This window comes from Myxococcus sp. CA040A (assembly GCF_013336725.1).
In the GTDB taxonomy this organism is placed as follows: Bacteria; Myxococcota; Myxococcia; order Myxococcales; family Myxococcaceae; genus Myxococcus; species Myxococcus llanfairpwllgwyngyllgogerychwyrndrobwllllantysiliogogogochensis.
In genome coordinates this window covers 128791-153752 of sequence record NZ_JABUMR010000016.1, presented here as the reverse complement: position 1 = coordinate 153752, position 24962 = coordinate 128791, and the positions used below count along the sequence as shown (strand labels likewise).

General features: G+C 68.8%; 19 protein-coding genes. All 19 read right to left on the bottom strand.

Annotated features, from left to right (window positions below):
- Window positions 1–144 precede the first annotated feature (144 nt).
- The 19 genes from HUA75_RS43060 to HUA75_RS42970 all read right to left on the bottom strand — a co-directional run bounded on the left by HUA75_RS43060 (window position 145) and on the right by HUA75_RS42970 (window position 24909).
- Window positions 145–1128, bottom strand: a complete 984-nt coding sequence (locus HUA75_RS43060; protein WP_141647914.1) for an alpha/beta fold hydrolase — start codon at window positions 1126–1128, stop codon at window positions 145–147.
- Window positions 1129–1185: 57 nt separating this feature from the next.
- On the bottom strand, window positions 1186–2154 hold the full coding sequence (locus HUA75_RS43055) for a nitronate monooxygenase family protein (protein ID WP_217446537.1): 969 nt from the start codon (window positions 2152–2154) through the stop codon (window positions 1186–1188).
- Window positions 2155–2291: 137 nt separating this feature from the next.
- Window positions 2292–2843: a TlpA disulfide reductase family protein gene (locus HUA75_RS43050; protein WP_141647912.1), complete on the bottom strand. Its 552-nt coding sequence runs from the start codon at window positions 2841–2843 to the stop codon at window positions 2292–2294.
- Window positions 2844–2959: 116 nt separating this feature from the next.
- Window positions 2960–3349: an HPF/RaiA family ribosome-associated protein gene (locus tag HUA75_RS43045; RefSeq protein WP_254614770.1), complete on the bottom strand. Its 390-nt coding sequence runs from the start codon at window positions 3347–3349 to the stop codon at window positions 2960–2962.
- 121 nt (window positions 3350–3470) lie between these two features.
- Window positions 3471–4544 (bottom strand): hypothetical protein, encoded by a 1074-nt coding sequence (locus HUA75_RS43040; protein ID WP_141647911.1) that lies wholly within the window; start codon window positions 4542–4544, stop codon window positions 3471–3473.
- 6 nt (window positions 4545–4550) lie between these two features.
- The gene (gene tssH / locus HUA75_RS43035) at window positions 4551–7208 is read right to left on the bottom strand and encodes a type VI secretion system ATPase TssH (protein ID WP_141647910.1); all 2658 of its coding nucleotides are present in this window, start codon (window positions 7206–7208) and stop codon (window positions 4551–4553) included.
- 85 nt (window positions 7209–7293) lie between these two features.
- On the bottom strand, window positions 7294–8337 hold the full coding sequence (tssG, locus tag HUA75_RS43030; protein WP_174458798.1) for a type VI secretion system baseplate subunit TssG: 1044 nt from the start codon (window positions 8335–8337) through the stop codon (window positions 7294–7296).
- Window positions 8301–10055, bottom strand: a complete 1755-nt coding sequence (gene tssF / locus HUA75_RS43025) for a type VI secretion system baseplate subunit TssF (protein ID WP_174458797.1) — start codon at window positions 10053–10055, stop codon at window positions 8301–8303. The genes tssG and tssF overlap by 37 nt, the downstream gene beginning before the upstream one ends.
- A 28-nt stretch (window positions 10056–10083) precedes the next feature.
- Window positions 10084–10479, bottom strand: coding sequence for a type VI secretion system baseplate subunit TssE (gene tssE / locus HUA75_RS43020; protein ID WP_174458796.1), 396 nt, complete (start codon window positions 10477–10479; stop codon window positions 10084–10086).
- A 74-nt stretch (window positions 10480–10553) separates the two neighbouring features.
- The gene (tssD, locus tag HUA75_RS43015; protein WP_141647907.1) at window positions 10554–11045 is read right to left on the bottom strand and encodes a type VI secretion system tube protein TssD; all 492 of its coding nucleotides are present in this window, start codon (window positions 11043–11045) and stop codon (window positions 10554–10556) included.
- 117 nt (window positions 11046–11162) lie between these two features.
- Window positions 11163–12647, bottom strand: a complete 1485-nt coding sequence (tssC, locus tag HUA75_RS43010; protein ID WP_141647906.1) for a type VI secretion system contractile sheath large subunit — start codon at window positions 12645–12647, stop codon at window positions 11163–11165.
- Window positions 12648–12671: 24 nt separating this feature from the next.
- Entirely contained in the window at window positions 12672–13166 is a 495-nt protein-coding gene (tssB, locus tag HUA75_RS43005) for a type VI secretion system contractile sheath small subunit (RefSeq protein ID WP_141647905.1), read from the bottom strand.
- 82 nt (window positions 13167–13248) lie between these two features.
- Window positions 13249–15105 (bottom strand): TssA family type VI secretion system protein, encoded by a 1857-nt coding sequence (locus tag HUA75_RS43000; protein ID WP_174489735.1) that lies wholly within the window; start codon window positions 15103–15105, stop codon window positions 13249–13251.
- Window positions 15106–15126: 21 nt separating this feature from the next.
- The gene (gene tagF, locus HUA75_RS42995) at window positions 15127–16062 is read right to left on the bottom strand and encodes a type VI secretion system-associated protein TagF (protein ID WP_174489734.1); all 936 of its coding nucleotides are present in this window, start codon (window positions 16060–16062) and stop codon (window positions 15127–15129) included.
- Window positions 16062–19775: a type VI secretion system membrane subunit TssM gene (gene tssM / locus HUA75_RS42990; protein ID WP_141648213.1), complete on the bottom strand. Its 3714-nt coding sequence runs from the start codon at window positions 19773–19775 to the stop codon at window positions 16062–16064. The genes tagF and tssM overlap by 1 nt, the downstream gene beginning before the upstream one ends.
- The gene (locus HUA75_RS42985) at window positions 19772–20503 is read right to left on the bottom strand and encodes a DotU family type IV/VI secretion system protein (RefSeq protein WP_141648214.1); all 732 of its coding nucleotides are present in this window, start codon (window positions 20501–20503) and stop codon (window positions 19772–19774) included. The genes tssM and HUA75_RS42985 overlap by 4 nt, the downstream gene beginning before the upstream one ends.
- A 15-nt stretch (window positions 20504–20518) precedes the next feature.
- A complete protein-coding gene (tssK, locus tag HUA75_RS42980) occupies window positions 20519–21886 on the bottom strand; it encodes a type VI secretion system baseplate subunit TssK (RefSeq protein ID WP_141648215.1) in 1368 nt (455 codons plus the stop codon).
- Complete coding sequence (tssJ, locus tag HUA75_RS42975) at window positions 21883–22443, bottom strand: type VI secretion system lipoprotein TssJ (RefSeq protein ID WP_141648216.1); 561 nt, start codon at window positions 22441–22443, stop codon at window positions 21883–21885. The genes tssK and tssJ overlap by 4 nt, the downstream gene beginning before the upstream one ends.
- Before the next feature lie 201 nt (window positions 22444–22644).
- Window positions 22645–24909: a type VI secretion system Vgr family protein gene (locus HUA75_RS42970; RefSeq protein WP_141648217.1), complete on the bottom strand. Its 2265-nt coding sequence runs from the start codon at window positions 24907–24909 to the stop codon at window positions 22645–22647.
- Between the last annotated feature and the right edge of the window lie 53 nt (window positions 24910–24962).

Here is a 24962-nt window from a genome sequence, read left to right as displayed (position 1 = left end):
GCTGCGGCGAAGTCACAGACGGTATCCGCGTGCGGTGAAAATCAAGATGAGCAGCTACCCACGGAAGCGTCCCCGCCCGGACCGACGAGCACGCTCCCGCAGGCCCCTACGTCGCGTCCGTCCCTAAAGTGAACGGCATTGGCCCTAGCCCTGCTGTGCGGGCTGGAGCCGTGTCGCGGGCTCGTGGGCCAGCCGGGGCGACGTCTGCTGGAGGAAGTCCCGGACGACGGCCACCGTCTGGATGGGGTCTTCCTCCATGGGCACATGCCCCAGTCCTTCCATCATCACCAGACGGGACTGGGGGATGCGCGACTGGAACTGCCGCGCGTACTTGGGGAGGATCCACTCGTCGCGGCTGCCCCAGAGGATGAGCGTGGGGACCTTTATCTCCGACAGCCGCGCCTCGAGTGACGGGTCCCCGTCCTTCTGGGCGAAGCGTTGCCGGGTGGCCTCGCGATTGCCCTCGCGCAGGAGCATGTCCACGTAGAGGTCCACGGTCTCCGGTGTCACCCGCCGGGGGTCGCCGTACGTGCCCTTCACGGTGCGCTTCACCATGAAGCGCGGGGTCGTCCAGCGGACCACGCGGCTGAGCACGGGCGTCTCGTAGAGCCGCAGGGAGAACGGTATCGGCTCGTCGCGCCGCAGGCCGAAGGCGTCCACCAGGATGAGCCGCTCCACCTTCTCCGGATGGACCACGGTGTAGCGCCAGGCGAGGCCGCCCCCCATGGAGTTTCCGCCCAGCGTGAAGCGCTTGAGCCCCAGGGCCGACACGAAGGCGTCCAGCCAGGCGACCTCCTCCAGCGGACTGTAGCGGTTCTGGGGGTCCGGCCCGGTGAGGCCCTGTCCCGGCAGGTCCATGGTGATGACCCGGTACTCGCGCGTCAGCGCGTCCATCCATCCTTCCCAGGTGTGCAGCGACGCGTTGGAGCCGTGGAGCAGCACGAGGACCGGGCCGGTGCCCTGGTCCCGGTAGTGCGTCCGCAAGCCATCGACGTCGATGAACTTCGACGGCTTGCGTGCGCGTCGTGCCTCGATTTCACCCGCGGGGCGGTCCCGTCGAACCGCCAACGCGAGGGCCGCGCCCCCCGCAAGACCCAGACCGATCGCCCACTTCGCCGCGCGATTCATGAAGCCTCCGAGCGCGCCCGGTCCTCGTCACGAGTCCCGTTCATGCGCGCGCGGAAGCTAGGTCCGTAGACTCAGCCGCAGAAGTACGTCACCGGCCTGTCTGTCCATCTGCTCAAGTATCTGCGCCGCGGTGGGAATGTCTCGAATCAAGCCCGCGGCCTGTCCGACGGGGGTGTGTGCGATGCTGTAATCGCCCGCGGCCAGCGCGGCCTGGAACTTCGCGCGCTCCTCGTCGACGACGGCCAGCAGCTCCTCCTCGCGACCGGACCAGCGCTCCGTCATCGTGTTCTGGAGGGCACGGAAGGTGTAATCCTGTGGCCAGTGCAACCCGCGTAGGATATCGAACACGATGGAGCGGTCCGTCTGGTCTCCTGTCAAACGAACCGCCATCTCCTTGGAGGCGCTGTTCCCCAGCGACTCGCGGCTGGCCCACAGCCGGGAGCCCACCAGCGCGCCGTCCGCTCCCAGTGCCAGGGCCGCCGCCAGGCCTCTCCCGTCGGCGATGCCTCCGGCCGCGAGCAGGAGCGTGTCGGGTGAGCGCGCGGCGAGGATGTCGGCGACCTCGGGGACGAGGGTGATGGTCGCCCGGTTCGTCATGCCATGGCCGCCCGCCTCGCTGCTCTGCGCGACGATGATGTCCGCACCCGCCTCCAGGGCGAGGTCCAACTGGGCGAGTCGCTGAATCTGGCAAATCAGCGCCGCGCCCGACGCCTTGATTTTCGCGGCGTAGGGACGGGGATCTCCAAAAGACAGCATGAAGGCGCGCGGCTTGTGGGAGAGCGCCGCGTCGAGGACCTGGGGATTCTTGTCGAGCGACCAGGTGATGAGGCCGCCGCCCACGACGGCGTCACCGGCGAGGGCATGTTCCCTGGCAATCCAATCGGCGTCGCCGTAGCCCCCGCCAATCAGACCCATCGCACCGGCGCGACTGACGGCTCCCGCCAGGAGTCCGCCGGCCACCAGGGCCATGGGCGCGCAGACGATGGGATACTTCAGCTGGAAGCGTTCGGTGAAACGAGTCTTCATGACGAGGCACCGGGGGTCGGGGACACTGGCGCTCATAGGCCAATGTTGACGAAGCCGACAAAGGCCCCACGGTGCCGGTTGTTTATTGGCTGATACGTCGATGCCGCGCGCGAAATGTCTCGCCCGCCCCAACAGGGCTACAGCATCCACCGCCAGGACAGCCCCGCCAGGGTGGTGTAGCCCACCACGGAGCGCTCGATGCGTCCTTCGGGCGAGAGGAAGAACACCGTGGGGAACATGTTCACCCGCCATGCCTGCTGAAGCGAGTCGTCGCCGAGCAGCACCGGGTAGTCCACCGCGTGCTCTCGCGTGAAGCGTCGCACGGCCTCTTCGTCTTCGTACGCCAGCGCCACGGACACCACGTGCGCCGAGTCTCCCGCGAGCCGCCGCAGTTGCGAGAGGTTGGAGGACTCCGCGCCGCACACGCCGCACCAGGGCGCCCAGAAGGCGAGCACCACGGGTTTGCCGCGCAGCGACTGAAGCGACACCGTCTCGCCTTCGAGCGTGCGCAGCGTGAAGTCCGGCGCTGGAGCGCCCGAGCCTGGAAGGTGTCGCGTCTGCCAGGCGGCCACCGCCACGAAGACGAGCGCGAGCAACACCAGGTCCACGCCCCACCGCACCCACCAGCGCTGACGCGCTCGCGCCCATGCGGCACGCACGTTGGCCAGTGCTCCGGACCCGCTTTGCATCCAAGACCTCCACACACACCGTGCCGCGCGAGCGCCAGGGCTCACGCGGCACTGAATCATCCTGCCACCGTCAGGGCCCCTCCGGGTGGAAGGACCCTGACGCGGCTCAGCTCACGTCAGGAGGGACTTGGCAGCTCCTCGGGTTCCCAGGGCGCGGTCCTCACGCTCTCCCCATCGCTCCGGTGGGTGCGTCCCAGGGACTTGCCCACCGCGTGGCCCGCGCGCTCCAGGGCCCGGTCCACCGCCCCGGCGAAGCTCGCGTCCACGGCCTCCGCCGCGAGCTGCCCGCCCTGCTCGAGCTGGACCGTCACCTTGGCCACCTTGTCCACGCCGCCGCGTGGGCCGTTGATGTCCTCCAAGCGCACCATGACCTCACGAACCCTGTCGGACAGTCTCCCCATCGCGAAGCGCGCGCGGCGCTCCACGTGGTGACGCAGGGTGTCGGTGAGGGTGAAGTGTCGGGCTCGGATTTCGATTCGCATCCTCGGCTCCTTCTGGCCCACCATGGGCCTATCTCCTATCTGCAGGCCCGGGAGTTTCGGCGCCAATAGGAAAAGCCCCGGAGGACCCTCGAAAAAACGAAGGGTTCCGGGGCGGAATGAGGACGCGCGACGCGCTGTTCGCCCTTTACGGGCCGCCGCTCTTCGCCGCGGCCGGAGGCGCCTTCGCGGGCGGAGCCACGGGCTTGCTCGCGTCTCCGGGGGGCGTTGTCGCGGGCGCGGCTTCCGCCGTCGCCGGCTTGTTCTTCGGCGGCATGGGCACCAGCGGCTTCTCTGGCTCGATTTTCGCGCCGATGCGCACCTGCTGCTCCACCATGCGAGACCACAGCGACGCCTTGGTGCTCACCAGCGCGTTGTCCGCGAGCACCAGCGTCCGGGTGTCCTGGGCCCGGCGGTAGATGCGCGGCCCCACGTCCGGCTGCGCCGGGTCCGAGTCGCTCACCTGCACCTGCTCCTGCACGCCGATGCCCGCCTCGCTGAAGGACAGCGATGACGTCAGCTCGAACTTGCGGGTGAGGTTGTTGGGCAGCTTGAAGGTCAGCTCGCGCGACAGCGGGAACCACGCCGCGCCCAGACATGCGCGCTCCGGGTTGGACACCGACTCCGTGAAGAAGCGGTTGCGCCGCAGCGGCATGATGCGCGCGTGCCGGCGGCACACGTCCGTGCCGTCCGTGGTGCAGGCGTCGCCCTCCGCGACGAGGACATCCGTGCCGCCCACGCGCTCCAGCCGCAGCTTCGCGTTCTTCGGCATGGAGCGCAGCGAGCCCAGTGCCTCCACGCGGAAGCCCAGCTCCGTCGTCTCCACCAGCGCCACTGGCCCCAGGGCCTCGCCGTTGGTGAAGCGCCGCGTAATCACCCACGCCAGCCGCTGGCCGGCCTGGAGCGTCTCCAACACCAGGTCCTCCTCGGTGAGCTTCTGCGACGGCGGAAGGGGCAGGGCGTCGGGGCCGGCCTCCACGCACTCGTCGGTGGTCGGGTCCTGCCACCACACGGGCGCGCCCGCGCAGTCCACCGCGGGGTGCGGAGCCGTGCCGGCGTCCTTGTCATAGCCGTGCAGGAGCAGGGCGAACCAGGTGTCCGGCGTGGGGAACGAGCGTGCGTTGGGGCCCGCCTCGGCGAAGCACATCGCCGGCTTGGGCACGCTGGCGCAGCCGGCCAGGAGGGACAGCGCGACACCGCAGACCTGAAGCGTTCGTTTCATGGGTTCTCAGGCCTCGGCGAACCGGAGGTCCCAGTCGCCTTCCGCGGTGAGGGCCACGTGCAGCTTGGGGGGCACCGCGCCGCCCACCAGGTGCTGCAACAATTCGCGGGAGAGTACGGGCATCAGCGAGCCCTGGAGGATCTGCTCCATGTTGCGCGCTCCCATCTCCGACTCCGTGCACCGGCGCGCCAGCTCGTCCAGCAGCTCCGGCGCCAGCGTCGTCTCCACGTCGTGGGCCTCGCGCAGCCGGCCCACCAGCTTGTTCAGCTTCATCTCGGCGATCTGCCGCATGACGTCGCGCTGCACCGGACCGAAGGGCACCACCGTCATGCGCGCCAGCAGCGCGGGCTTGAAGTGCTGGCTCAGCGTGGGACGGATGGCCGTGAGCACCTGCTCCGACGAGGGCTCCAGCCCGTCCTCGAACATCTTCATCACCCGGTCCGAGCCCAGGTTGCTGGTGAGGATGATGACGGTGTTCTTGAAGTCCACCGCGCGGCCCTCTCCGTCCGTCAGCATCCCCTTGTCGAACACCTGGTAGAAGAGGTTCATCACCTCCAGGTCGGCCTTCTCGCACTCGTCCAGCAGCACGACGGAGTAGGGCCGCTGCCGCACCGCTTCCGTGAGCAGGCCGCCCTCGCCGTAGCCCACGTAGCCAGGCGGCGAGCCGATGAGCCGGCTCACCGTGTGCTTCTCCTGGAACTCGCTCATGTTGAGCGTCGTCATGAAGCGCTCGCCGCCGTAGAGCGACTCGGCCAGCGCCAGCGCCGTCTCCGTCTTGCCCACGCCGCTGGGCCCCACGAAGAGCATCACGCCAATCGGCGCGTCCGGGTTGCGGATGCCCGCCTGGGAGATGCGGATGATTTCGCCCACCTTCTTGAGCGCCGCTTCTTGTCCACGCACGCGGGTGCGCAGCCGGTCCTCCAGGTTCAGCACGGCCTCCAACATGTCACCGCGCATCTTCCCCACCGGCACGCCCGTCCAACCCGCGACGACGCGCGCGACGATGTCCGCGTCCACGTCCGAGTGCACCAGCGGAAACTCGCCGCGCGCCGCCGCGAGCGACTTCGCCGCCGCGTCCACCGCTTCCTTGAGCGCCGCGGGCTCGGCACCCGGGGCAGGCTCTCGCAGCGCCTTGCGAGCGTCCATCAGCGCGACGACGGCCGCGCGCTCCGTCTCCCAACGCGCGTGCAGCGAGGCCCGCGAGTCCTGGGTGGCGCGCAGCTTCGCCTCCGCTTCGGCCAGTGCCTCCTGCGCGTCCTCCCCACCTTCACCGTCGGCCAAGTCCCGCTTCAGCGCGTCGCGCTCGCGCTCCAGGCCGGAGATCTCCTGCTCCAGCGCCACCAGCTCCTCGGGCCGCGTGGATAGCTCGATCTTCACGCGGGCAGCCGACGTGTCGAGCAGGTCCACCGCCTTGTCCGGGAGCTGCCGGCCGGAGATGTACCGGCTGGACAGTCGCACGGCCGCGGTGACGGCCTCGTCGCGGATGGTGACGCCGTGGGACGCCTCATACGTGGGGCGCAGGCCGCGCAGCATCAGCTCCGCGTCCGCCTCGCTGGGCTCGTCCACCTTCACCGGCTGGAAGCGCCGCTCCAGCGCCGCGTCCTTCTCGAAGTACTTCTTGTACTCGGCCCACGTCGTCGCGGCGATGGTGCGCAACTCGCCCCGCGCCAGCGCGGGCTTGAGCAGGTTGGCCGCGTCGCTGCCGCCCTGCGAGCCACCCGCGCCGATGATGGTGTGCGCCTCGTCGATGAAGAGGATGATGGGCGTGGGGGACGCCTTCACCTCGGCGATGACGGCCTTGAGCCGGTTCTCGAACTCGCCGCGCACACCCGCGCCGGCCTGGAGCAGGCCCAGGTCCAGGCCAAGCAGGTCCACGTTGCGCAGCGCCTCCGGCACCTCGCCCCGCACAATCGCCCAGGCCATGCCCTCCACGAGCGCCGTCTTGCCCACGCCCGGCTCGCCCACCAGGATGGGGTTGTTCTTCCGGCGGCGGGAGAGGATGTCGACCATCTGCCGGATTTCGCGGTGACGGCCGAAGATGGGGTCGATCTTCCCCTCGCGCACCCGCCCGGTGAAGGACGTCGCGAAGCGCTTGAGCGCCTCGTCACCCCGGCCTCCCGGCGCACCCGCCGCGCCGCCACCCGAACCGCTCGCCGCGCCGTCGGCCGTGGTGACCTCCACGTTCTCCGGCGAGGGCTGCAGCAGCACGTCCAGCGAGCCCAGCAGCTCGTCGCGGGAGATGGCGTCCAGCTCGGGGAAGATTTCCGCGGTGTAGCGCGAGCGGCGGGTGATGAACTGGACGAACAGGTGCCCCGAGCGCAGCCGCGTCGCGCCGTGCTCCACCGAGGCCAGGAGCCACGCCTCCTCGAACCACTGGAAGAGCGTCTCGGAGAAGACGGGCCGCCCCGCGTTGCCGGCGCGCAGGCCCTGCAGGGCGCGCTCCATGCTGGTGGCCAGGTGCCGCTTGTCCACCCCGAAGTGGTGGAGCAGGCGCGCCACGTCCGAGTCCTCGGGCTCCAGCATCTGCGCCAGCATGTGCTCGGGGACGATTTCGTAGAACCGTCCCGCGCTCGCGCGAGCAACCGCCGCTTCCAACAGGCGGGTGGAGGTGGGCGTCAGGCGACGGACAAGCGCTTTCGGATCGACGCGAATGGGAGCCCCCAAGCTGTGACAACGGTGGTCGACGGTATACCGGGCGGCTGTTACGCCGTAAATCCCCGCACCCCGGGGCCGCCCATCCCGGAGTGTCTCATCTCACGACGGGAACACTCAGGTGTGTCTGCTGGCTGGAGCCCAGCCAGGTGTCGCGGCCGAGCTGGCTCGGCTCCTTGCGAGACAGCCGGAACTGCTGACGCACCCCTTCGGTGAGACCCAGCTCCAGATCATACTCCAGCGGGTCCCGGACGAAGAGCGACACCACCTCCCGCACCAGCGGTAGCAGGTCCCCATCCGGCATCAGCCGCTTGTAGGCGCGCGGCGGCAGCGGGCTGATGTGCAGCTGAATCTTCCCCGTCCGGTCGAACGCCTTGCCCCCCAGCAACATGTTGCGGCCGAGCTGATGGTTGGCCCGCCCCAACTGCACCCGCGCGTCGATGTCCACCCAGCGGCCCACGAACTGCCGCACCGACACCTTCGCGCCCTCCAGGTCCTCGTTCAGCACGTCCTGGAGCGCCACCTCCAACTGCTCCGCCGTGCGAGAGCGACTGGCGAGCAGCGGAGCGATGCGCAGGAGGCGCCAGGTCGGCAGGCCTCCCTTGCGGGGCTGCTCGTACGTGTCGAAGCCGCCCAGGGCGAGCAGCCGCCGGGACCACTGGTCCGTGAAGGACGTGTCCGTCTCGCTGGTGATGCGGTACTTCGACTCGATTCGATACAGCAGGGACAGGAGCCGGTGGTGGAACAGGTCCAGGAACTCGCGCCGCACGGGCGCGTCCGGGTCCTCCTGCGCGACTTCCTCGGCGATGTAGTGAGGCAGGGGGCTCACCGCGCCCGTCAGTCCCAGAAAGCGCGTCACCACCTCGAACAAGGGGCGGCGTGAGGACGGGTCCTCCGGCCGCACCGGCACGTAGCGCAGCGTCACCTCGCTGACGTCGCCGGAAGGGAACCCGAGCGACGGGTCATGCCGGAAGCGGATCATCTCCTCGTTGACGGGCCCGGGCCCGCCCACGCGCACCGCGTCCTTGGTGAGCCGCTCCAGGTAGGCCACCAGCGGGAAGAAGCCCACCCGGGGCGCCGCCTCGGCCAGCTTCCGGGCCTCTTCTACAAGAGCGTCTGAGAGCCGTTCCTCGGAAGCCACATGTACTCCGTCTGCGAGGGGTGGAGGCGGATGCTCAGCTCGTTGAAGGAGTTGATGGTGACGTGGGACGCGAGCAGTTCCTCCAGCACGCAGCCGAAGAGGAACGAGTCCCCCACGCCCATGAAGTTCTCCTCGTCCAGGTCCACCCGGGTGCGGTGGCCTCGCAGCGGCGCGCCCTCCAGGAAGCGCGTGACGGGTTTGGTCTCCACCGCGCGGATGGCGTTGATGCGCAGGCGGCTGGCGCGCGCGGCCAGGTTGTCGGTGAGCGAGTGGAAGTTGTACAGGTCCATCAGCCGCCGCAGCGCCGCCGCGTCCGCGAGCGAGTGCTGGTTGATGGCCAGATGGGACAACAGCCGCCAGTGCAGCTCCGCGCCCAGCGGCGCGCGCGCGGGCCGGCTCACCGGGGAGATGTTCTTGAACTTCGCCTGGGTGGGGCTGGCGGACGTGGACTCCGTCAGGTCACCCACTTGGAGGCGCGACGGCAACGTGCGGTTGGTGCACGTCAGGTCGATGGAGAGCGCCTCCTCGGCCCCGAGCACCGGCGCCACGTCGCGCGGGGTCTCCAGGGTGATGTACATGTCGATGCCTTCATCCAACGGCGAGTGCATGCGCCGCAGCCGGTAGAAGGACTGCTCCGCGTCGCCGCCCGCCGTATGGCTGAACTCGAAGAAGGGCCGGTAGCCGCGCCGCTCGTTGCGGCCCGACTGGAGGCCCGTCACCGAATCCACGGAGTACACCTCCGCGTGGTTGGGCGGCAGGTCCGCGGCGCGCAGCAGGTGTTCGCGGTCCAGCGCGTGGTGGAGGACGGGGTTGGCCGGGGCGCTGAAGAGGTTGACCACCGGAGCGCAGTGCAGCCGGAACATCTCCCGGTGGATGCGCGCGTCCAGGGGCGGTGGCCGCTCCAGGTGGAAGGCGATTTCGAACCGGTCCTCACGGACGCTCATCGCCGCCGCGTCCAGGTTCTTCACGTCGAAGAACAGGAACTTCTCCGGCAGCGTCAGGTACTCCTGCAACAGCCGGTAGCCCTCGCTCGCTCGAGGCCACGGCAGCAGGCGGAAGTCGCGCTGGAAGCCCACCGCCTGGAGGGAGCCCGCGGGCAGCTTGATTCCGTCGCCCTGTGAGGACGCGCCGCGCACCCGCACCTGTCCGCAGTAGCGCAAGAGACACAGCAGCACCACGGCGGAGGCGGACAGCTCTCCGTGGATGAACAGGCGCAGGCCCTGCTGGCGGAAGACCTCGGCGCGGCCCTGCTCCGTCGTCTGGAACGACAGCCGCAGCACGGGGGAGGTAATCGACGAGCGGTCCAGCATCGCGTCGGTGAGCTGCACCGGCAGCAGGTCCACGTCCGTCGTGGTGCGGAAGACGCAGCGGGTGCCGTCGATGGGCTGCGAGGCGACCTCCGCCCCGGCGGCCAGCTTCGAGCGGCCGCGCAGCGCGCGCAGGTGCGGGGAGAACTCGACGATGGACGCGGCGGGCAGGGGGCGCAGGTAGTGCGGCAGCAAGAGCTCCGTCAGCCCATGCACCAGCTCTGGCACGTCGTCGTCCACGCGCTCGCGGATGCGCGCCGTCAGGAAGGCGAAGCCCTCCAGCAGCCGCTCCACGTCCGGGTCCGCGCCGCGCTCCACCAGCAGGCCCGCCAGCGACGGGTTGGCCAGCCCGAAGGCCCGCCCCATCTCCCGCAGGTACGTCAGCTCGCTCAGGTAGTACTTGCTGAACATCCTCGCCCTCCGCCCAACACCCCGCGGTTCACCACAGGTCCACGCGCCCGCCCGGGTTCATCTGCGTGTGGAAGCGCACCGTGCCTTTTCGGTTGCGCGTCGCCAGCTGCGCGGTGATGTCGAACCGCAGCGCCGTCGGATCATCCGGGTCCGGCGAGTGGTTCACCACCACGCTCTTCAGTCTCGGCTCGAAGTCCTGGATGGCCGTGCGGATGGACTGCGCCATTCGCGGCACCGCCGATGGGTACGTGTGGACGATGTCGTTCAAGTCCAGGATGCCGAAGGCCGGTGAGGCCACGGACTCACCCTTGCGCGTGTTGAGCAACGCGCGAAGGTGCTCCGCGATGGACTCCACCACGTCGCCGGGTGGGGCGAGCGCGCCATTGCCTTCGGCGATACGTGACAACAAACCTCGGGAGCCCATGCGTGTCTTTTATTGAGGCCACCCCCGGCCGCCCGTGTCGACTGCGCCACGGACGACCGGTGGAGGAGCACGCATCAGCGCTGGGTGTCCCAGGTGTCCTCGTGCGTCTGGCCGCCGTTGCTGTACGTCCAGTTGATGGTGTGGAAGACGATGTTCAGCTCCTCGAGCGGAGGGCTGTTGGAGCTGGTCGGCACGAACGCATCCGGCACGAACTGCTTGATGCTGTTGATGCGCGCCTTCTTGATGGACGTCGTGTAGAACTGCTCGGTCGTCCCGTCGCCAGAGGGGTTCGGGCGGAAGAACTTGAACGTCGCCTCGATGACGGTGTTCTCGCACAGCGCCTTCATCAGCAGCGGCGAGGCCTTGTCGATGCGCTTGCGGATGGTGATGCCCTCGTACTGACGGCGACCCACGGCCAGGCCCGAGCCCGCCTCACGAGCGGTGAACACCTTCTGCTCGTAATAGATGGCCTCGATGGCGCCCTCGCGGCCGAGGCTCGTCTGGGTGCTCTCACCCGCGATGTCCTGCCCGTTTGCCTTCAGGTACACGAAAACTGATTCAGCCATGGAACCAACCTCTTTGCTGTGCGCGCGAAGGCGCGCGGGTGGCCCAGGCTCATTTCGAGCCTGGGAGTGGAGCCCACAGAATAGCTGATCTCAACGACACACGGTGAAGCGGGTCCATCACTCCTTGTCCAACTTACCCACCAAGGACAGGGTGAACGACGCACCCATGTACTTGAAGTGGGGGCGCACCTGCAGGCTGCAGCGATACCAGCCCGGCTGACCTTCCACGTCCTCGACGACGACGCGCGCGGCCTTCAGCGGGCGGCGCGAGCGCACGGCGGGCGCCGGGTCGTCCATGTCGGAGATGTACTGGCTGAGCCAGTGATTCAGCTCACGCTCCAGGTCGGCCTTCTCCTTCCAACTGCCAATCTGTTCGCGCTGCAGCACTTTGATGTAGTGCGCGAGGCGCGTCATGATGAACATGTATGGCAGCTGCGTACCCAGACGGTAGTTCGTCTCCGCGGCCTTGCCCTCCGGGGTGTTGCCGAAGAACTTGGGCTTCTGGGTGGAGTTGGCGCTGAAGAACGCCGCGTTGTCGGAGTCCTTGCGGAACACCAGGCCGATGAAGCCTTCCTCGGACAGCTCGTACTCGCGCCGCTCGGTGAGCATGACCTCGGTGGGAATCTTGGTCTGGATTTCCCCCATGGCCTCGTACTGGTGCAGGGGCAGGTTCTCCACCGCGCCGCCGGACTGGGGACCGATGATGTTCGGGCTCCAGCGGAACTTGGCGAAGGAGTCCGCCACGCGCGACGTCAGCGCGACGGAGGCATGGCCCCACAGGTACTTCTCGTGGCTGCCGACGACGTCCTCGGTGAAGTTGAAAGCCTTCACCGGCACCGTCTTCTCGCCATAAGGCAGACGCAGCAGGAAGCGCGGCAGGGCCAGGCCCACATAGCGCGCGTCCTCGCTCTCGCGGAACGAGTGCCAGCGCGCGTACTGCGGACCCTCGAACAGGGACTTGAGGTCCTTGAGGTCCGGCAGCTTCAGGAAGGTAGGCTCACCGAAGGTCTCCGGCGCGGTGTTGGCGATGAACGGCGCGTGGGCCATGGCGGCCACCGACGCGCACTTGCGCAGAAGCTCCATGTCCTGCGGGCCCACGCCGAAGTCGTAGTTGGCGGAGATGATGCCGTAGGGCTTGCCACCGAAGACGCCGTACTCGTTGGAATACACGAGCTTGTACAGGCCGCTCTTCACGACCTCGGGCGCGTCCTCGAAGTCCTTCTGCAAGTCTTCCTTGGAGACGTTGAGCATCTCCACGCGGGTGTTCTCGCGGAAGTCCACGCGGTCCACCAGGAACTTCAGCGAACGCCAGGACGACTCCAGCTTCTGGAACTCGGAGGCGTGGAGGATTTCATTCACCTGCGACGACAGGCGCTTGTCGATTTCGGCGATCATCGCGTCGACGAGCGCCTTGTCCACACGCTCCTCGGAGCGGTTGGGCGCGAGCATCTCCGTGATGAAGGCTTGCACGCCGCGCTTGGCGACGTCGTAACCCTCGTCCTTGGGCTTGAGCTTCGCCTCGGAGAGGATTTCGTCGAGCAGGGACAGCGAGGCATCGGCGCCGGCAACCGGCGACTTCTGGGTCAGGGTCTCGGTAGGCATGGTGTCTCTGTTCCCCGTAAACGGTTACTTGGACTTTTCCTCGAGCCCCAGTTCCTTGATGAGCGCCTTGCGGCCCTCTTCGTCGGCCAGGAGTGCCTGAAGCTTCTTGCGGAACGCGGGAAGGTTGCCCAGGGGCCCCTTGAGCGCGTTGAGCGCGCTGCGCAGCTCCAGGAGCTTCTTGAGCTCGGGCACCTGATTGACGACGCTCTCGGGCGTGAAGTCCGACAGGTTCTTGAATTGGAGCGAGACATTCATGGTCGCGCCCGCGTCGCTGGACAGCTTGTCAGCGGCGGTGAGGGTGACCTTGAGGTTCTGCTGGGCCATCACCTCGTTGAAGTTGCCCTTGTCCACGTTGATGGGCGCGCGCTGCTCCAGAGGCCTGTCATCCGCCTGGCCCGTGAAGTCCCCCATCATCAGGACCTTCAGGGGCAGCTCCACCTGCTCCTGCGCATTGCCGGTGGCGGGCTTGTAGACGATGTTGACGCGCTCGGTAGGGGCGACGGAACTCTCTTTGCTCATCTGCGGCTCTCTCCTTGAGACCTACGTAGAAATGCGCGGGCGTCGCATGGGGGAGGCTTCGCCGCGGAACAACCTGGGAACGTCAGGGGCCGACGACGCGGAGCGCGGCGGAAGAATCCAGCCGTGCGAGACGACGATAGCGGTTTCGAACTTTTGCTGCCAACCGTCCCCCTTCCTTTTCCTCGACGGTGCGGGTGGCGAGCCACCCCTCGAGACAAGCCGCCGCCAGCGTGGGCTCCCACTGGTCCAACGCATGAGAGGAAACCTCCTCGTCGAGCGCGTCGAAAAGCGCGCGCGCCAGCGGAAGTTGTCCTGCCTGGGCACACAGGCGCGCCAGGGTGAGGCGGGCGACGAAGCGCGCGCGGCCCGTGCCCGCGGCGGCGACATCCGCCTGGAGCCCCGCGACGAGCTCCTGCACGCGGCCCTCGGCCAGCAGCGCCTGGGTTTCCTCCTCGCCCAGGGGCTGCGCGCCGGCGGACTCCCCGTCGAGTGACGGCGGCGGCAGGCGAATGGCTGTCGTCGGGGCGCGGACCGGGGACGCGGTGGTGCGGGGGGCCGCCTGGAGGACCTCGGCGCGCAGCCAGGCGCGCGTGGCCTCGTCGGTGAGGGGAGAGCCGTCGGCGGCGAGCAGGTCCTCCACGCCCGGCATGCGGCGCAGTTGCACACGCAACTCCCGCACCAGCGCGGCGTGGGCCGTGGTGTGTGTTTCACCCAGCCCCTTGAGCGCGGCCGCGCTGAAGCGGTGCGGGCTCAGGGCGAAGCGGTGTTGGGCGACGGCGGACTCGGCCTCGTCGAGCAGCTCGCTCCAGCGCTGGTTGGCTTCCAGGGTCTCCAGCTTGGAGCGCAGCGAGTCCGGTGGCGGCTGAAGCGTCGTGCGGCCGTTGGCACCGGTGCCAGGCGGCCGCGCCAGGTGCAGCCAGACGCCGTTGCGCAGCAGACGGTAGGAGACGGGGTCCGCGCTGCTCGCGTGACGCAGCGCGCTCGCGGCGCCCAGGAGCGCGGCGCCGACGTTGCGCAGGAAGTCGGTGACGGCCTCGGTGCTGGAGAGGTCCGGCTGCGCGGGCAGCGTGGGGAGCGGAGGCACGACGACGGTGCTGGGCGCGGCGACTTTCGGGGACGCGGGGCGCGGGGGCGCGGAAGGCTGGGCGCCGACCTGAGGGGGCGCGGGGCGCGACGGTGCCGACGGCTGCGCGGCCTTCGGGGAAGCGGGCGGCTCGGTCCTCGGGGCCGTGTGAGTGTTCGCGGCTGACGCGGCGTCGGCGTGCGCGGGGTTCGAGGACGACTCCGGGCCCGTCACGGGAGCTGCTGTCGGCGCGCTGTCCACGGGCTCGGCCAAAGCGGCGTCCTGCTGTTGGGGCGCCTCGGGCAGGGGCTCGGGAAGGCCGGCGCGCAGCCGGGCGATGGCGTCCTGAATCGGACCGAAGGCGGGGGTCTGGTCGGCGAAGCGCTCACGCGACAGGGTGGACAGTCGCTTGATGGCGAATGCCAGCGCATCGAGGGACTCGGCGCTCACGCTGGCCTGGTCGATGGTGGGCAGCAGCCTGCCCAGGCGTTCCACGAACCAGCCGACGGCGTTGGCGCGCGCGCGCAGCCGCTTCACCTCCGGAAAGAGGTCGGGCCAGAAGCGCTCCGTCACCTCCGCGAGCAGGGCCGCGCCGGTGGCGGCGCCGTCCATGCCCCGGGTGACGTAGAGGCCATAGGCCAGATACGAGGCGAGCCAGAGGTCCTTGGTGGTGCCCTTGAGCAGCTCGTCGGCGCCGCGAACGACTTCGTCCCAGCGCACGGCGTTGCTGGCGGGGGACTCCAGCTTCGCCACCTCGGCGGTGATGGCCTCGTAGGCGGGGTCGTGCTTCGCCTGCGTTCCGGCGGGCGCGGTGCCGGGCACGGGCTCGACCCAGGGACGGGCGCGCTCACGGAGCTCTTCGAGGGTGGGAGGCATGGTGTGAGGCTTCGTGTGCCCTCAGCGCGACAAGGCGCGCAGGAGCTGGTCGAGGGTGGTGGTGGGGGAGTCGATGACCTGGCGCGCGGAGGCCGTCAGGCCCTTGCGCGCGTTGTCGATGGCGGCGGGACGTTCGGTGCGCAGCGGCCACACCTGGGCGCCGGGGCGGCCGGGCTGGGCGAGCGCGAGGAAGACGGAGGGCGACGCGGAGCCCAGGCTCAAGAGCAGCCGGGGCTTGTCTCCCTCGGACCAGAAGAAGGACGGCGGCTGGTGGGGCCAGCGCAACAGGCGCGAGGACAGCTCCAACCAGGCCACCGGGCCCACGCGCGCCGTCAAAGGGCAGTCCAGCACCACGCCCGCGGCGGACTGCTCGCGTCCGCGCTCACCGATACACGCGGTGAGGAAGGTGTGCAGCGCGTAGTACTGCCCTCCCGCGGGCGAGCCCTCTGTCACGGGGCCCAGCAGGTCGGCGAGGTGGTGCTCCGAAAGGACGCTGTCGCGCAGGCGCTCCGCCACGCTGAAGTCACCCGGGCCCGGCACGGGCAGCGCCGTGGCGCGCTCGGTGAGTCGCGGCACGTCCAGCTCCGCCGCCGCGTGGGCCAGGGCCCCGGCCGCGCGAAGGAAGGGCTGGTAGGCCTCCGGTGTCAGCGCGAAGCGGGGGGCGGTGCTTGCCGAGGGCACCTCGGTGAACACGGCCAGCGGAAAGGCGCGGCCCACGCTGTCCACGCTGGGCGCCATCAGCCCCACCAGCGCCTGCTTCTGGCCTGGGGCGGTGAAGACGAAGTGCGCGGGCTCCGAGGGCAGGTCCATCCGCGCCTTGCGCGCACGCTCCACGCCCGCCTCCATCCACCCGTAGAGGTGGAGGGCCAGCGGCGTGGAGGCGTTGAACCGGATGAACTCCGCCTGGCGTGGCGTCTTTCCCAGCAGGCCGATGCGAGGAGGTTGCTGCACCGCCATCAGGGGGCTCCGCCCGCGGCCACGGCCTCCGGCTCGCAGCCCTTGCCGTTGAGCGCGATGCCCATCGGGACCTTCATGCCGGAGTCCCGGAAGATGCCCATCAGCTTGGACGTGTTGCCCGCCAGCCCGAAGAAGGGGTTGGTCGTGCGCTCCGGCCGGAAGTCGATGGAGACCTGCGCGCCATTCATCTCCTCGATCTCCCACGTCGCGGTGAAGTAGCGCCCGTCCGGGCTGGGTTCGATCTTCTTCACGCGCTCGAGCAGGCGGAACAGGCCCCAGTCGCCCTCGGCCTCCAGCGTGGACTCCGTGGCGCCATCCACGCTCTGCACGAGGATGCGCGCGCCGAGCTTGCCGGCCTGGCCGGGCCAGATCATCGGCTTCCACAGGGTATCGGGACCGTTGCGGTACACCTCGTCCGTGCCGTCGAGCGTGAAGACGATGGACGAAATCTGCGACGCGGCGCCATCCATGGAGACGCCGGGACGGATGCGCACCTGGAAGCGCACCAGCGGGTCCACCATGCCCACCGACTCGCCGCCCGGGAACAGGGTCGCCGCCAGGGCCTGCGTCTTCTCCAGGAAGGTGAGCAGCTCCGGCCGGTAGTTCCCGCTGGCGGACGAGGTGAAGTCCCACTTGCGGCCCGTGGGGACGAGCTGCTCGCTGAGCTGCTCCTTGATGAACTTGCGCAGCTGTCCGTTGTCGGGCCGCAGGAACTCCGCGACTTCGGGCAGCGGCGCATCCTTCTGCGAGCTGGCCGTGAACGGATACATGTCCTTGAAGGCCCGGTTGAACGGCACGGCCACCTGTTCGCACCACAGCTTGCTCTTCTGCTGGGCCTGGCCCTGGGTGAGGACCTGGAGGGTGTCCTTGAAGGGCGGCATCAGCAGTTGATGGAAGATGGCGATGTTGTCCGTCTGCTTGCGGATGAGCATCTCCACGTAGCTACGCGCGGCGTTGCTCTTCTTGGCCAGCTCCGCGCCTTCTCCTGGCTTGTCCTTCGCCGCCAGCATCGCCGAGTGGACGGTGACGAGCTGCTCCTCGTACTCGACGAGCGCCGTCAGCGTCTCCTCGCCGTCGTCCGTCTTGTAGCGCTCCGTGGCGAACCGGATGATGGAGGCAAACTCGCGCGCCACGTCCCGGGGAAGAATCTCCTCTTCGCCGGAGGGCGCGAGCGGGTTGAGCTTCTCCCGGTTCTTCTCGGTGACGGCGTCGTCACCGGAGCCGAAAATCTTCTGCACGGACGCCGTCAGCTTGTTCGTGCTCGTGGCTTCGACCTTGGGGGGGCGTCGCTCAAGCTGGACGTTGTTGACGATGGAGTTGAACAGCCGGCTGTACGGCTTGGGGGTGCCGCGCGTCAGGTTGGTGAGCAGGTCATCCAACTGGACGTCGTCCTTGGGCTCGACCACCTTGATGGCGTTCAGGAAGTCCTTCCACTCCTGGATGTAGGCGGAGAGGTAGTTTGAGTGCAGTACGCGCCGCAACCCCTCCACGTCGCTGCCGACGTCCCGGTCCAGCACCCACGCATCCTGGTCCGAGAACGACTGTTCGAGCTGCTGCTTCACCTCGTTCTCGTAGGCGTTGCGGGTGAAGGCGCCGCGCACCACCATGTTGGCGCTGAACTGCGGCACCGAGCCCATCAATTGCTCCAGCGTGACGTCTCCGTACTGCGCGCGCGTGGTCTCCACGATGCGCGCCAGCTCCAACTTCTCCAGGGGCACCCGGATGAGCGCGCGTCGGGCGCCCACGATGAGGGCGTGCTCCCGAGGGAAGGCGATGCGCTCTTCGCGCGCGGGCTTCTGCTCGTCGGGGAGGGCCTGCTCGGCGCCCAGCATCTTGATGAAGGTGGTGGCGTGGGTGGCGACCGTTCCCTCATCCAGCGCGCTGCCGCGCACGCGCCCCCAGTGCTCGACGATTTGTTGCACGAGCCACCGGCGCTGCGTCTCGTCCAGCTCCGGCTCCTTGGGGTCCCGGGGCGTCGTCACCAACAGGTACATCTTCAGGTCGTCGACGTACTGCTTGAACTCGGACGAGCGCCGCGCGTGCTCCTTGGGGTCCCGGAGCGTGAGCATGTCCGGGCTGCGGGCGAAGCCCTCCAGGCGCTGCTGGATGAGCTCGAACTGCTTGCCCAGCAGCACCCGCCGCAAGGCGGTGTTGTAGAACTCGCGCGCCTGCGGCAGCAGCTTGTGGCCCTGATAGAGGCCGAAGCGCATCCACACCGGAGCGCCTTCTTCCTCGTGCCGTGTCAGCTCCTCCAGGCGTTTGCTGAGCGGTAGCAGGTCCTCGACCCGGCGCACGTCGTCGCGCGGGTCCAGGTTCACGTCGGTGATGGCCTTGGTCACCGCCTCCGCCAGGAAGCGGTTCTGGAAATAGGAGAGGGTGGGCATGGACAACAGCAGCGCCGTGGCCGCCATCGCCGCGCCCGCCAGCACCATGCTCTGCCGGCGCACCCTCGCTTCCTCCAGCGAGCTGCGCACCGCCACCTGCTGGTCCTGGAACATCACCTTCGTGAAGACGTCCCAGAGGAAGTAGCTGCGGCCCTCGGCGGACGCGCCATCCGTCTGCGGCCGCCCGTTGGTCGTGCCGAACATCTCGCCCGCGGACGGGGATACCTTGTCCACCGCGCGCACGTCCTGCGTGCCGCTGTTGAAGTACAGGCCGCGGAAGACGGGCGTGTCCTGGAACACGTTCTCCAGGAAGAGCGGCTGGAGGAACTCGGCCAGATTCTTCCGGAGCGCGTCGAAGCGCTGCGGGAAGCCGTAGATGTTCTCGCGCGTCTCCAGCCGGCGCTCCTGGCCCAGCCGCCTGAGCGAGCGCTGCTCCAGCACGGAGAGCATCTCGTCGAAGCGCTCGCGGAACAGGTCCGTGCTGGCGTCCTTCTGGTGCTCCAGCGGCACGGTGAAGCCCCAGACCTGTCCGCGCTCCACGCGAGACAAGTCGGAGAACATCTCCACGAAGCCCGGCAGCAAATCGCACTTGGTGACCATCACGTAGACGGGCACCAGCATCTTCAGACGTCCGGTGATTTCGTCCAGGCGCTCGCGGATGGTCTGCCCCATCTCGCCCACGGCCTGCGGGTCCGCCGTCATCAGCTCGCTGACGCTGATGGCGACGATGAGTCCGTTGATGGGGCGGCTGGGGCGGTGCTTCACCACCGTGTCCAGGAAGGCCATCCACTCCGGACGGTCCTCCTCGGCGCTGGTGTAGCGGCCCGCCGTGTCGAGGATGACGGCCTCGTTGGTGAGCCACCAGTCGCAGTTGCGAGTGCCACCCACGCCGCGCACGCCACCGCGCGCGGACAGGTAGGGGAACTTCAGGCCGGAGTTGCGCAGCGCGGTGCTCTTGCCCGCGCCCGGAGGGCCGACGATGAGATACCAGGGCAGCACCGCCAGCGCGTCCTTGCCGCCGCGCGCCAGCTTGGACGCCTTGAGCGCGCCCACCGCCTTGGTGAACTCGTCCTGCATCGCCTTGATTTCGGGCTGCAGGTCCGGCCGCACCGTGGCGGCCTGCTCCTCACCTTGGGCCGCGAGCGCGCCCTCCAGCTTCTTGGCGGCGCGGCGCGCGCGGATGCGTTTGACGACCCACACCACGCCCATGGCCAAGAGGCCCGCGAGCGCGGCGACGATGGCGGCCTGGGGCGGGCTGAGCTCCAGGTAGGTCATCAGCGCGAACATGGGCGCGCCGATGCCCAGCAGCGGTAGCAGGTAGGCCATCATTGCGTGCCTCCCGGGTTGGCGCCCGCTTGCGGCGGAGCCAGCGTGCCGGCGACGTTCTTGGCGGCGTGCAGCTCGATGCGGCCCTTGAGCTCGTCCACCTTGTCCTTCAGGAAGAACTGCAGCACGCCGTAGAAGAGCACCGCCACCGCCAGCGAGCCCGCGGACAGGGCCAGCATGGGGGTCTTGCGGCGCTTGGAGAGCAGCGAGTCGGTGGGACGGTCACCGTGGGGTGACAGCACGTCGAAGTCGAACGGACGGGCGCGCTCCAGGTCCTTCTTCACCGTGTCGATGAGCGTCATCAGCTCCAGCTCGCCGCCGCGGATGCGGTAGCGCCCCTGGAAGCCGAAGAGCATGCACAGGTAGTAGACCTGGAGGACCTCGGCGCGGTGAGGGTCCTTGCGCACCAGGTCCAGCCTGGCGAAGAAGCCGTCGCCCGCGATGTTCTCGTTGAAGTAGTGCAGCTGCAGCGGGTTGGTCATCCAGAACTGCCGGTACTCCTCCGGCCGGCTGAGGACGACCTCGTCGATGAGCGCCACCATGGCGTAGGCCATGTCCTGGGCGTCCTGGTGGCTGAAGCCGAGCACGGCGGCGCGCCGCAAGAGCTCGTCCACCACTCCGCGCAGGCGGTGATAGAGCGTCTCGGGCGGAGGAATGGCCGCCGCCTCCGAGCCGCGCAGGTGGATGGCGGCGTCGAAACAGTCCTTCGTGGCTTCCGTCACTCGGTCCATGGGAATCCCTGCGCGTCAGCGATTGGCGGTGGGGACCGCGAGCAGCTCCACGGTCGTTCGGGCCGCGTCGAACGGCTGTGGCAGATAGAGCGCGAGGTTGTGGTCCCTCATCACGTTCTTCCAGTAGCCGTCATTCATCGAGAGGCTGAAGTACACGGTGCCCGGCTGCACCGGGACTTCCGGCGGCGGGCGGTACGTGACGGCCAGCGGCACCCCGGGCGCGGCGGCGCGGACGAGGCCCGGGATGTCATCCCAGCAGGCCACCTTGGTGAGCTTGGGGAACTGCTCGGCGACGACGCGCTCGGGCAAATCGCTCCTCACCGCCAGCAGGAAGGCGCCGCAGCGCTCCAGCCGCTCGTCCTCCAGCTTCCCCCGGAACATGCCGTCCGAGCCCGCGGAGAGGTCCACCGTCAGGCACTGCTCCAGCGCCACCGAGCGCATCAGCTCCGACAGGCGGCGGAACAGCTCCTCGAACGTCGCCCTCAGGTTCGTGAACTGGAAGGACGGCAGCGTCGTGGGGTCCGCGCTGGAGGAGAAGGTGCACAGCTGGCCGGCGCACTGCACCAGCGTGAGGTACAAATCCCGGGGCCGCAGGTTGCCCGCGTCCAGCGCGTGCTGGAGGAAGGGGATGGTGCCGTTGAGGGCGTTGAGCTCCAGGAAGAGCGTCACGTCGCCCGCGGTGAACTCCAGCGCGGACGCGTCCCGGTGCCGGCGGCGCGAGGCGAGCTGGCGCTGCTTGGAGACCATCAGCCGCAAGAGCGTGCGCAGCTCGCCCATGACGTAGGGCGCCGCGTCGATGCGAAGGCAGGGCGGAACGTAGGCGTCCACCACGGCCAGGCTGCCGGACTTGTCCCGCGTCAGCTCGAACAGCTTGATGGCCTCGAAGTCGTCGCGCGGCTCGGTGCCGAACAAGAGCCGCACGTTGCGCTGGCCGAAGCCCACCTGGGAGATGGACGTGGACGCCGTCAGGTCGCTGATGGGCCGCGTGACGGGCGTGTAACGCGGGCTGCCTCCGATGCGCTCCCCGCTGCCGTAGCTCTCCACGCCGCTGCGCTCGCGCGGCACGCCCAGGTACACGTCCAGGGTGCGCTGCGCGGGAGGGAAGTAGCCCTCGGCGGGGCGCGCGGAGGGGGCCTCGGCGTCTCCGGACTCGAAGGACACCGTCAACCCGTCTGGCAGCACGCCGACGAAGTTCGACAACTGCACCTGGCCGGCGCGCAGCGCCTCCTGGTCCAGTTCCATGGCCACCACGCCCCACGGATAGGGTTCCAGGGCCCCCAGCCGGTTCTCCAAGAGCTGCTCGTGATAGAGGTCTTGTTGCTGGAGGTGGTGGGGGCTCATGAACATGCCCTCGGACCACACGACGCGCTGCGCGGACTTCATGCGCCTCTCCGGGGCGACTCTTGGTCGCCGGATTCGGGGTTGTTGTGTCGCTCCGGCGCCACGCTGAGGGGCCGGAACATCAAGTCGATCTGATAGCCCTGGAGCCGGTAGCGGAAGACCTCGTCGTCCTCCTGCGGCGGCCCCTGGTCTCCGGCGGGACGCTCCACGCAGCGCGACTCCTGCACCACGGGCAAGGTCGCCACCGCGCGCCAGGAGTAACCCAGTGGCTGTCGGAACAGGCCCATGGCGAGCACGAAGCGCGCCTTCGGGTCCCGCTGTATCCAGCGCTTCTCCTGCGTACCGGGCGCCACCACCACCTCGGCCACCTGCAGCAGGTCATCCTTCAGCAGCACCTCGGGCTTGCCCCACAAGTCTCGGAAGCCCGCGCGCTCCAGCTTCACGCTGTCCTTGAGCTGGACAATCTGGACCACGGTGGGCAACGAGCGGCCCTTGGAGTCCGGGTTGAGCTGCTCGGCCGCGTCCACCACCACCTGGAACGGTGGCGGTGTCTCACAGGAGAAGGGCACGCGCTTCGCGCAGCCCGCTCCCACGCTCATGCCCAGCGCCTGCGCGGCGACCACACCCCACCGAAGGCACCGGCCGGCCACCCCCGCCGCACCGGCGCCAGTGTGTCCTAGCGCCAAATTCACATTCCTTTTTGAGGGCCCGGCCCCGTCGTCGGTTCCGCGCGAAGCGTAAAGTGCCAGACACAGTGGACCTGTTTCAAGCCACCCCCCCCGGGGTCTGCCTGGACCGGCCTAGTTTTCGGAGATCTTGGAGCCCTTGATGATGACGTCGCCGCTGCCGGTGACTTCAATCTTCGCGCCCTTGATGACGACGTCCCCGTTCTTCTTCACCTGCAACGTGGCGGAGCCGACCTTGAGGGTGAACTGCTCCTCGGCGACCAGGGCGATTTCCTTGGCGGACAGGACGTAGGCGTCCTTGGTGACGTGATTGGATTTGCCACCGACGCTGACCATGAGGTCCTTGTCCACCTTCAGCGTCCGGGACTTGCCAATCTCTTCCGACAGGTCCCCGCCCACCTGCGTGGAGCGGGCGCCCTTGACGGACTCGGACTTCTTCGCGCCAACGACTTCCACCTTGGCGCCGCCCACCTGCTCGGATTTGACGCCGCCCACCAGTTCGTTGAAGGCGGCGCCCACGCTGATGGCGAGCGCTCCGCCCACGGTGAGCATCTTCCCCAGGCCCACCGTCTCCGCCGACGCCAGGCTGACCGACAGGCTCTGGCTGCTGCTGACGCCAATGGACTGGTCACCCTTGACGGACTCGGTGTGATTGCCCGCCACCGTGGTGGAGCGGTTTCCGGTGACGGCCAGGGACTGGTTGCCGCTGATGGTGCTGTCGTCGTCCTTCTTCACCTCGAGGGACTGGTTGCCCTCGATGACGCGGGCGCGGTCCTTCTTCACCAGCAACGTCTCGTTGCCGCGGACCTCCTGCGTCTTGTCGTTCTCCACGACGACGTTGAAGTCCTTCTGCGCGTGCAGATACACGAGCTCCGAGCCCGCCGCGTCCTCGAAGCGCAGCTCGTTGGAGCCGTCACCGCCAGGGCTGGAGCTGGAGCGCAGGGTGCTCTGCGTCTTGCTGCCGGGCAGGTCGATGGGCGGCGGATTCTGCCCGTTGTAGACGCTGCCGGTGACGAGCGGGCGGTCCGGGTCTCCTTCCAGGAACTCCACCACCACTTCGTGGCCGATGCGCGGCAGGTACAGCGCGCCCCAGCCCGGACCCGCCCAGGCCTGGCTGACGCGAATCCAGCAGGAACTCTTGTCGTTGGCCTTGCCCTCGCGGTCCCAGTGGAACTGGACCTTGATGCGGCCATGCTCGTCGGTGTGGATCTCCTCGCCCGCGGGGCCCACGACGCGCGCGGTCTGCGCGCCGGGGATGACGGGGCGGGGCGTCACGCGAGACGGCCGGAAGGGCACGTCCGCGGGCTGGCAGAGGAACTCGTTGCGGTAGCCCTCGCGCGAGCGCAGCGTGGACTGGTCGATGCTCACCGCCTCCGACTGGTGGCCGGTGTGGCGCACGGAGATGGGCAGGTACTTGCGGTTGACGGCGGTGTCGGGGTGCTCGGCCAACTCGAAGACGTGGCCGGGACAGATTCGGCGGCTGTAGCTGGCGCCCGTCACCGTCTGGGTGCGCGCGCGCAATTCCTCCAGGCGCACCTGGGCCAGGTTGCGGCCGGGGCCCGGCTCCTCGTAGCGGCCGGGATAGTCGTAGATCTCCAGCGCCGTCTCGCCGTCGTCCGCCTCCGCCTCCGCGCCCAGCATCTGGGCCGGCCGCAGGAAGTTGTAGTCGCGCAGCGCGACGACGCCGGGCTGGACCTCGGTGCGCGCCACCAGCTCGTGCACGTACTCCTGCGAGGCGATCATGTGCGAGCGCTCGCGGAAGACGAGCTTGGACTCACCCTGCATGGAGGGATTGGCCGACGAGCCGTCTCCCAGGACCATCATGTGTGAGCTCTCGGCGTGCTCGAAGAAGTAGAAGATGCCTTCCTCCTCGAGGAGCCGCGAGACGAAGTCCAGGTCCGACTCGCGGTACTGCACGCAGTAGTCGCGCACCGGGTAGGTTCCAGTGAGGGCCAGGCGGTGTTCGACCTTGGCCTCGTCCAGGACCTTGTGGACGATCTGCGGAACGGTCAGCTCCTGGAAGATGCGGCTCTTGCGGCGGTGGCGCAGCGTCCACAGGCGCGGCACGACGGTGACGCGGTAGCGACGGCGCTCGGGGCCGCTGCCTTCGTCCCAGCGGGTCATCCGCGCGACGACGCCCTGGAAGAAGCGGGCGGTGCCGTCTCCGAGCATCACCGTCAGCCGCGCGTCCTTGCCCAGCAGCAGCTTCTCCTCCACCTCGAGGTCGGGCCGGACGGCGAGGGCGACTTCGACGGTGTAGGGCTGGGAGAGCGTCTCCTCGGCCTCGAAGCCGAGCACCGCCAGCTCCGCGGCCGTGAACGAACCTGCCTCGAATTCGAACTCGGCCTGGTTCGCGAGCAACGCGGCGTTCGCGATCATCAGAGTGCCCCCGGCGCCAGACCCCGCGCGAGCCGCGGGGAGGTGAGTGATGC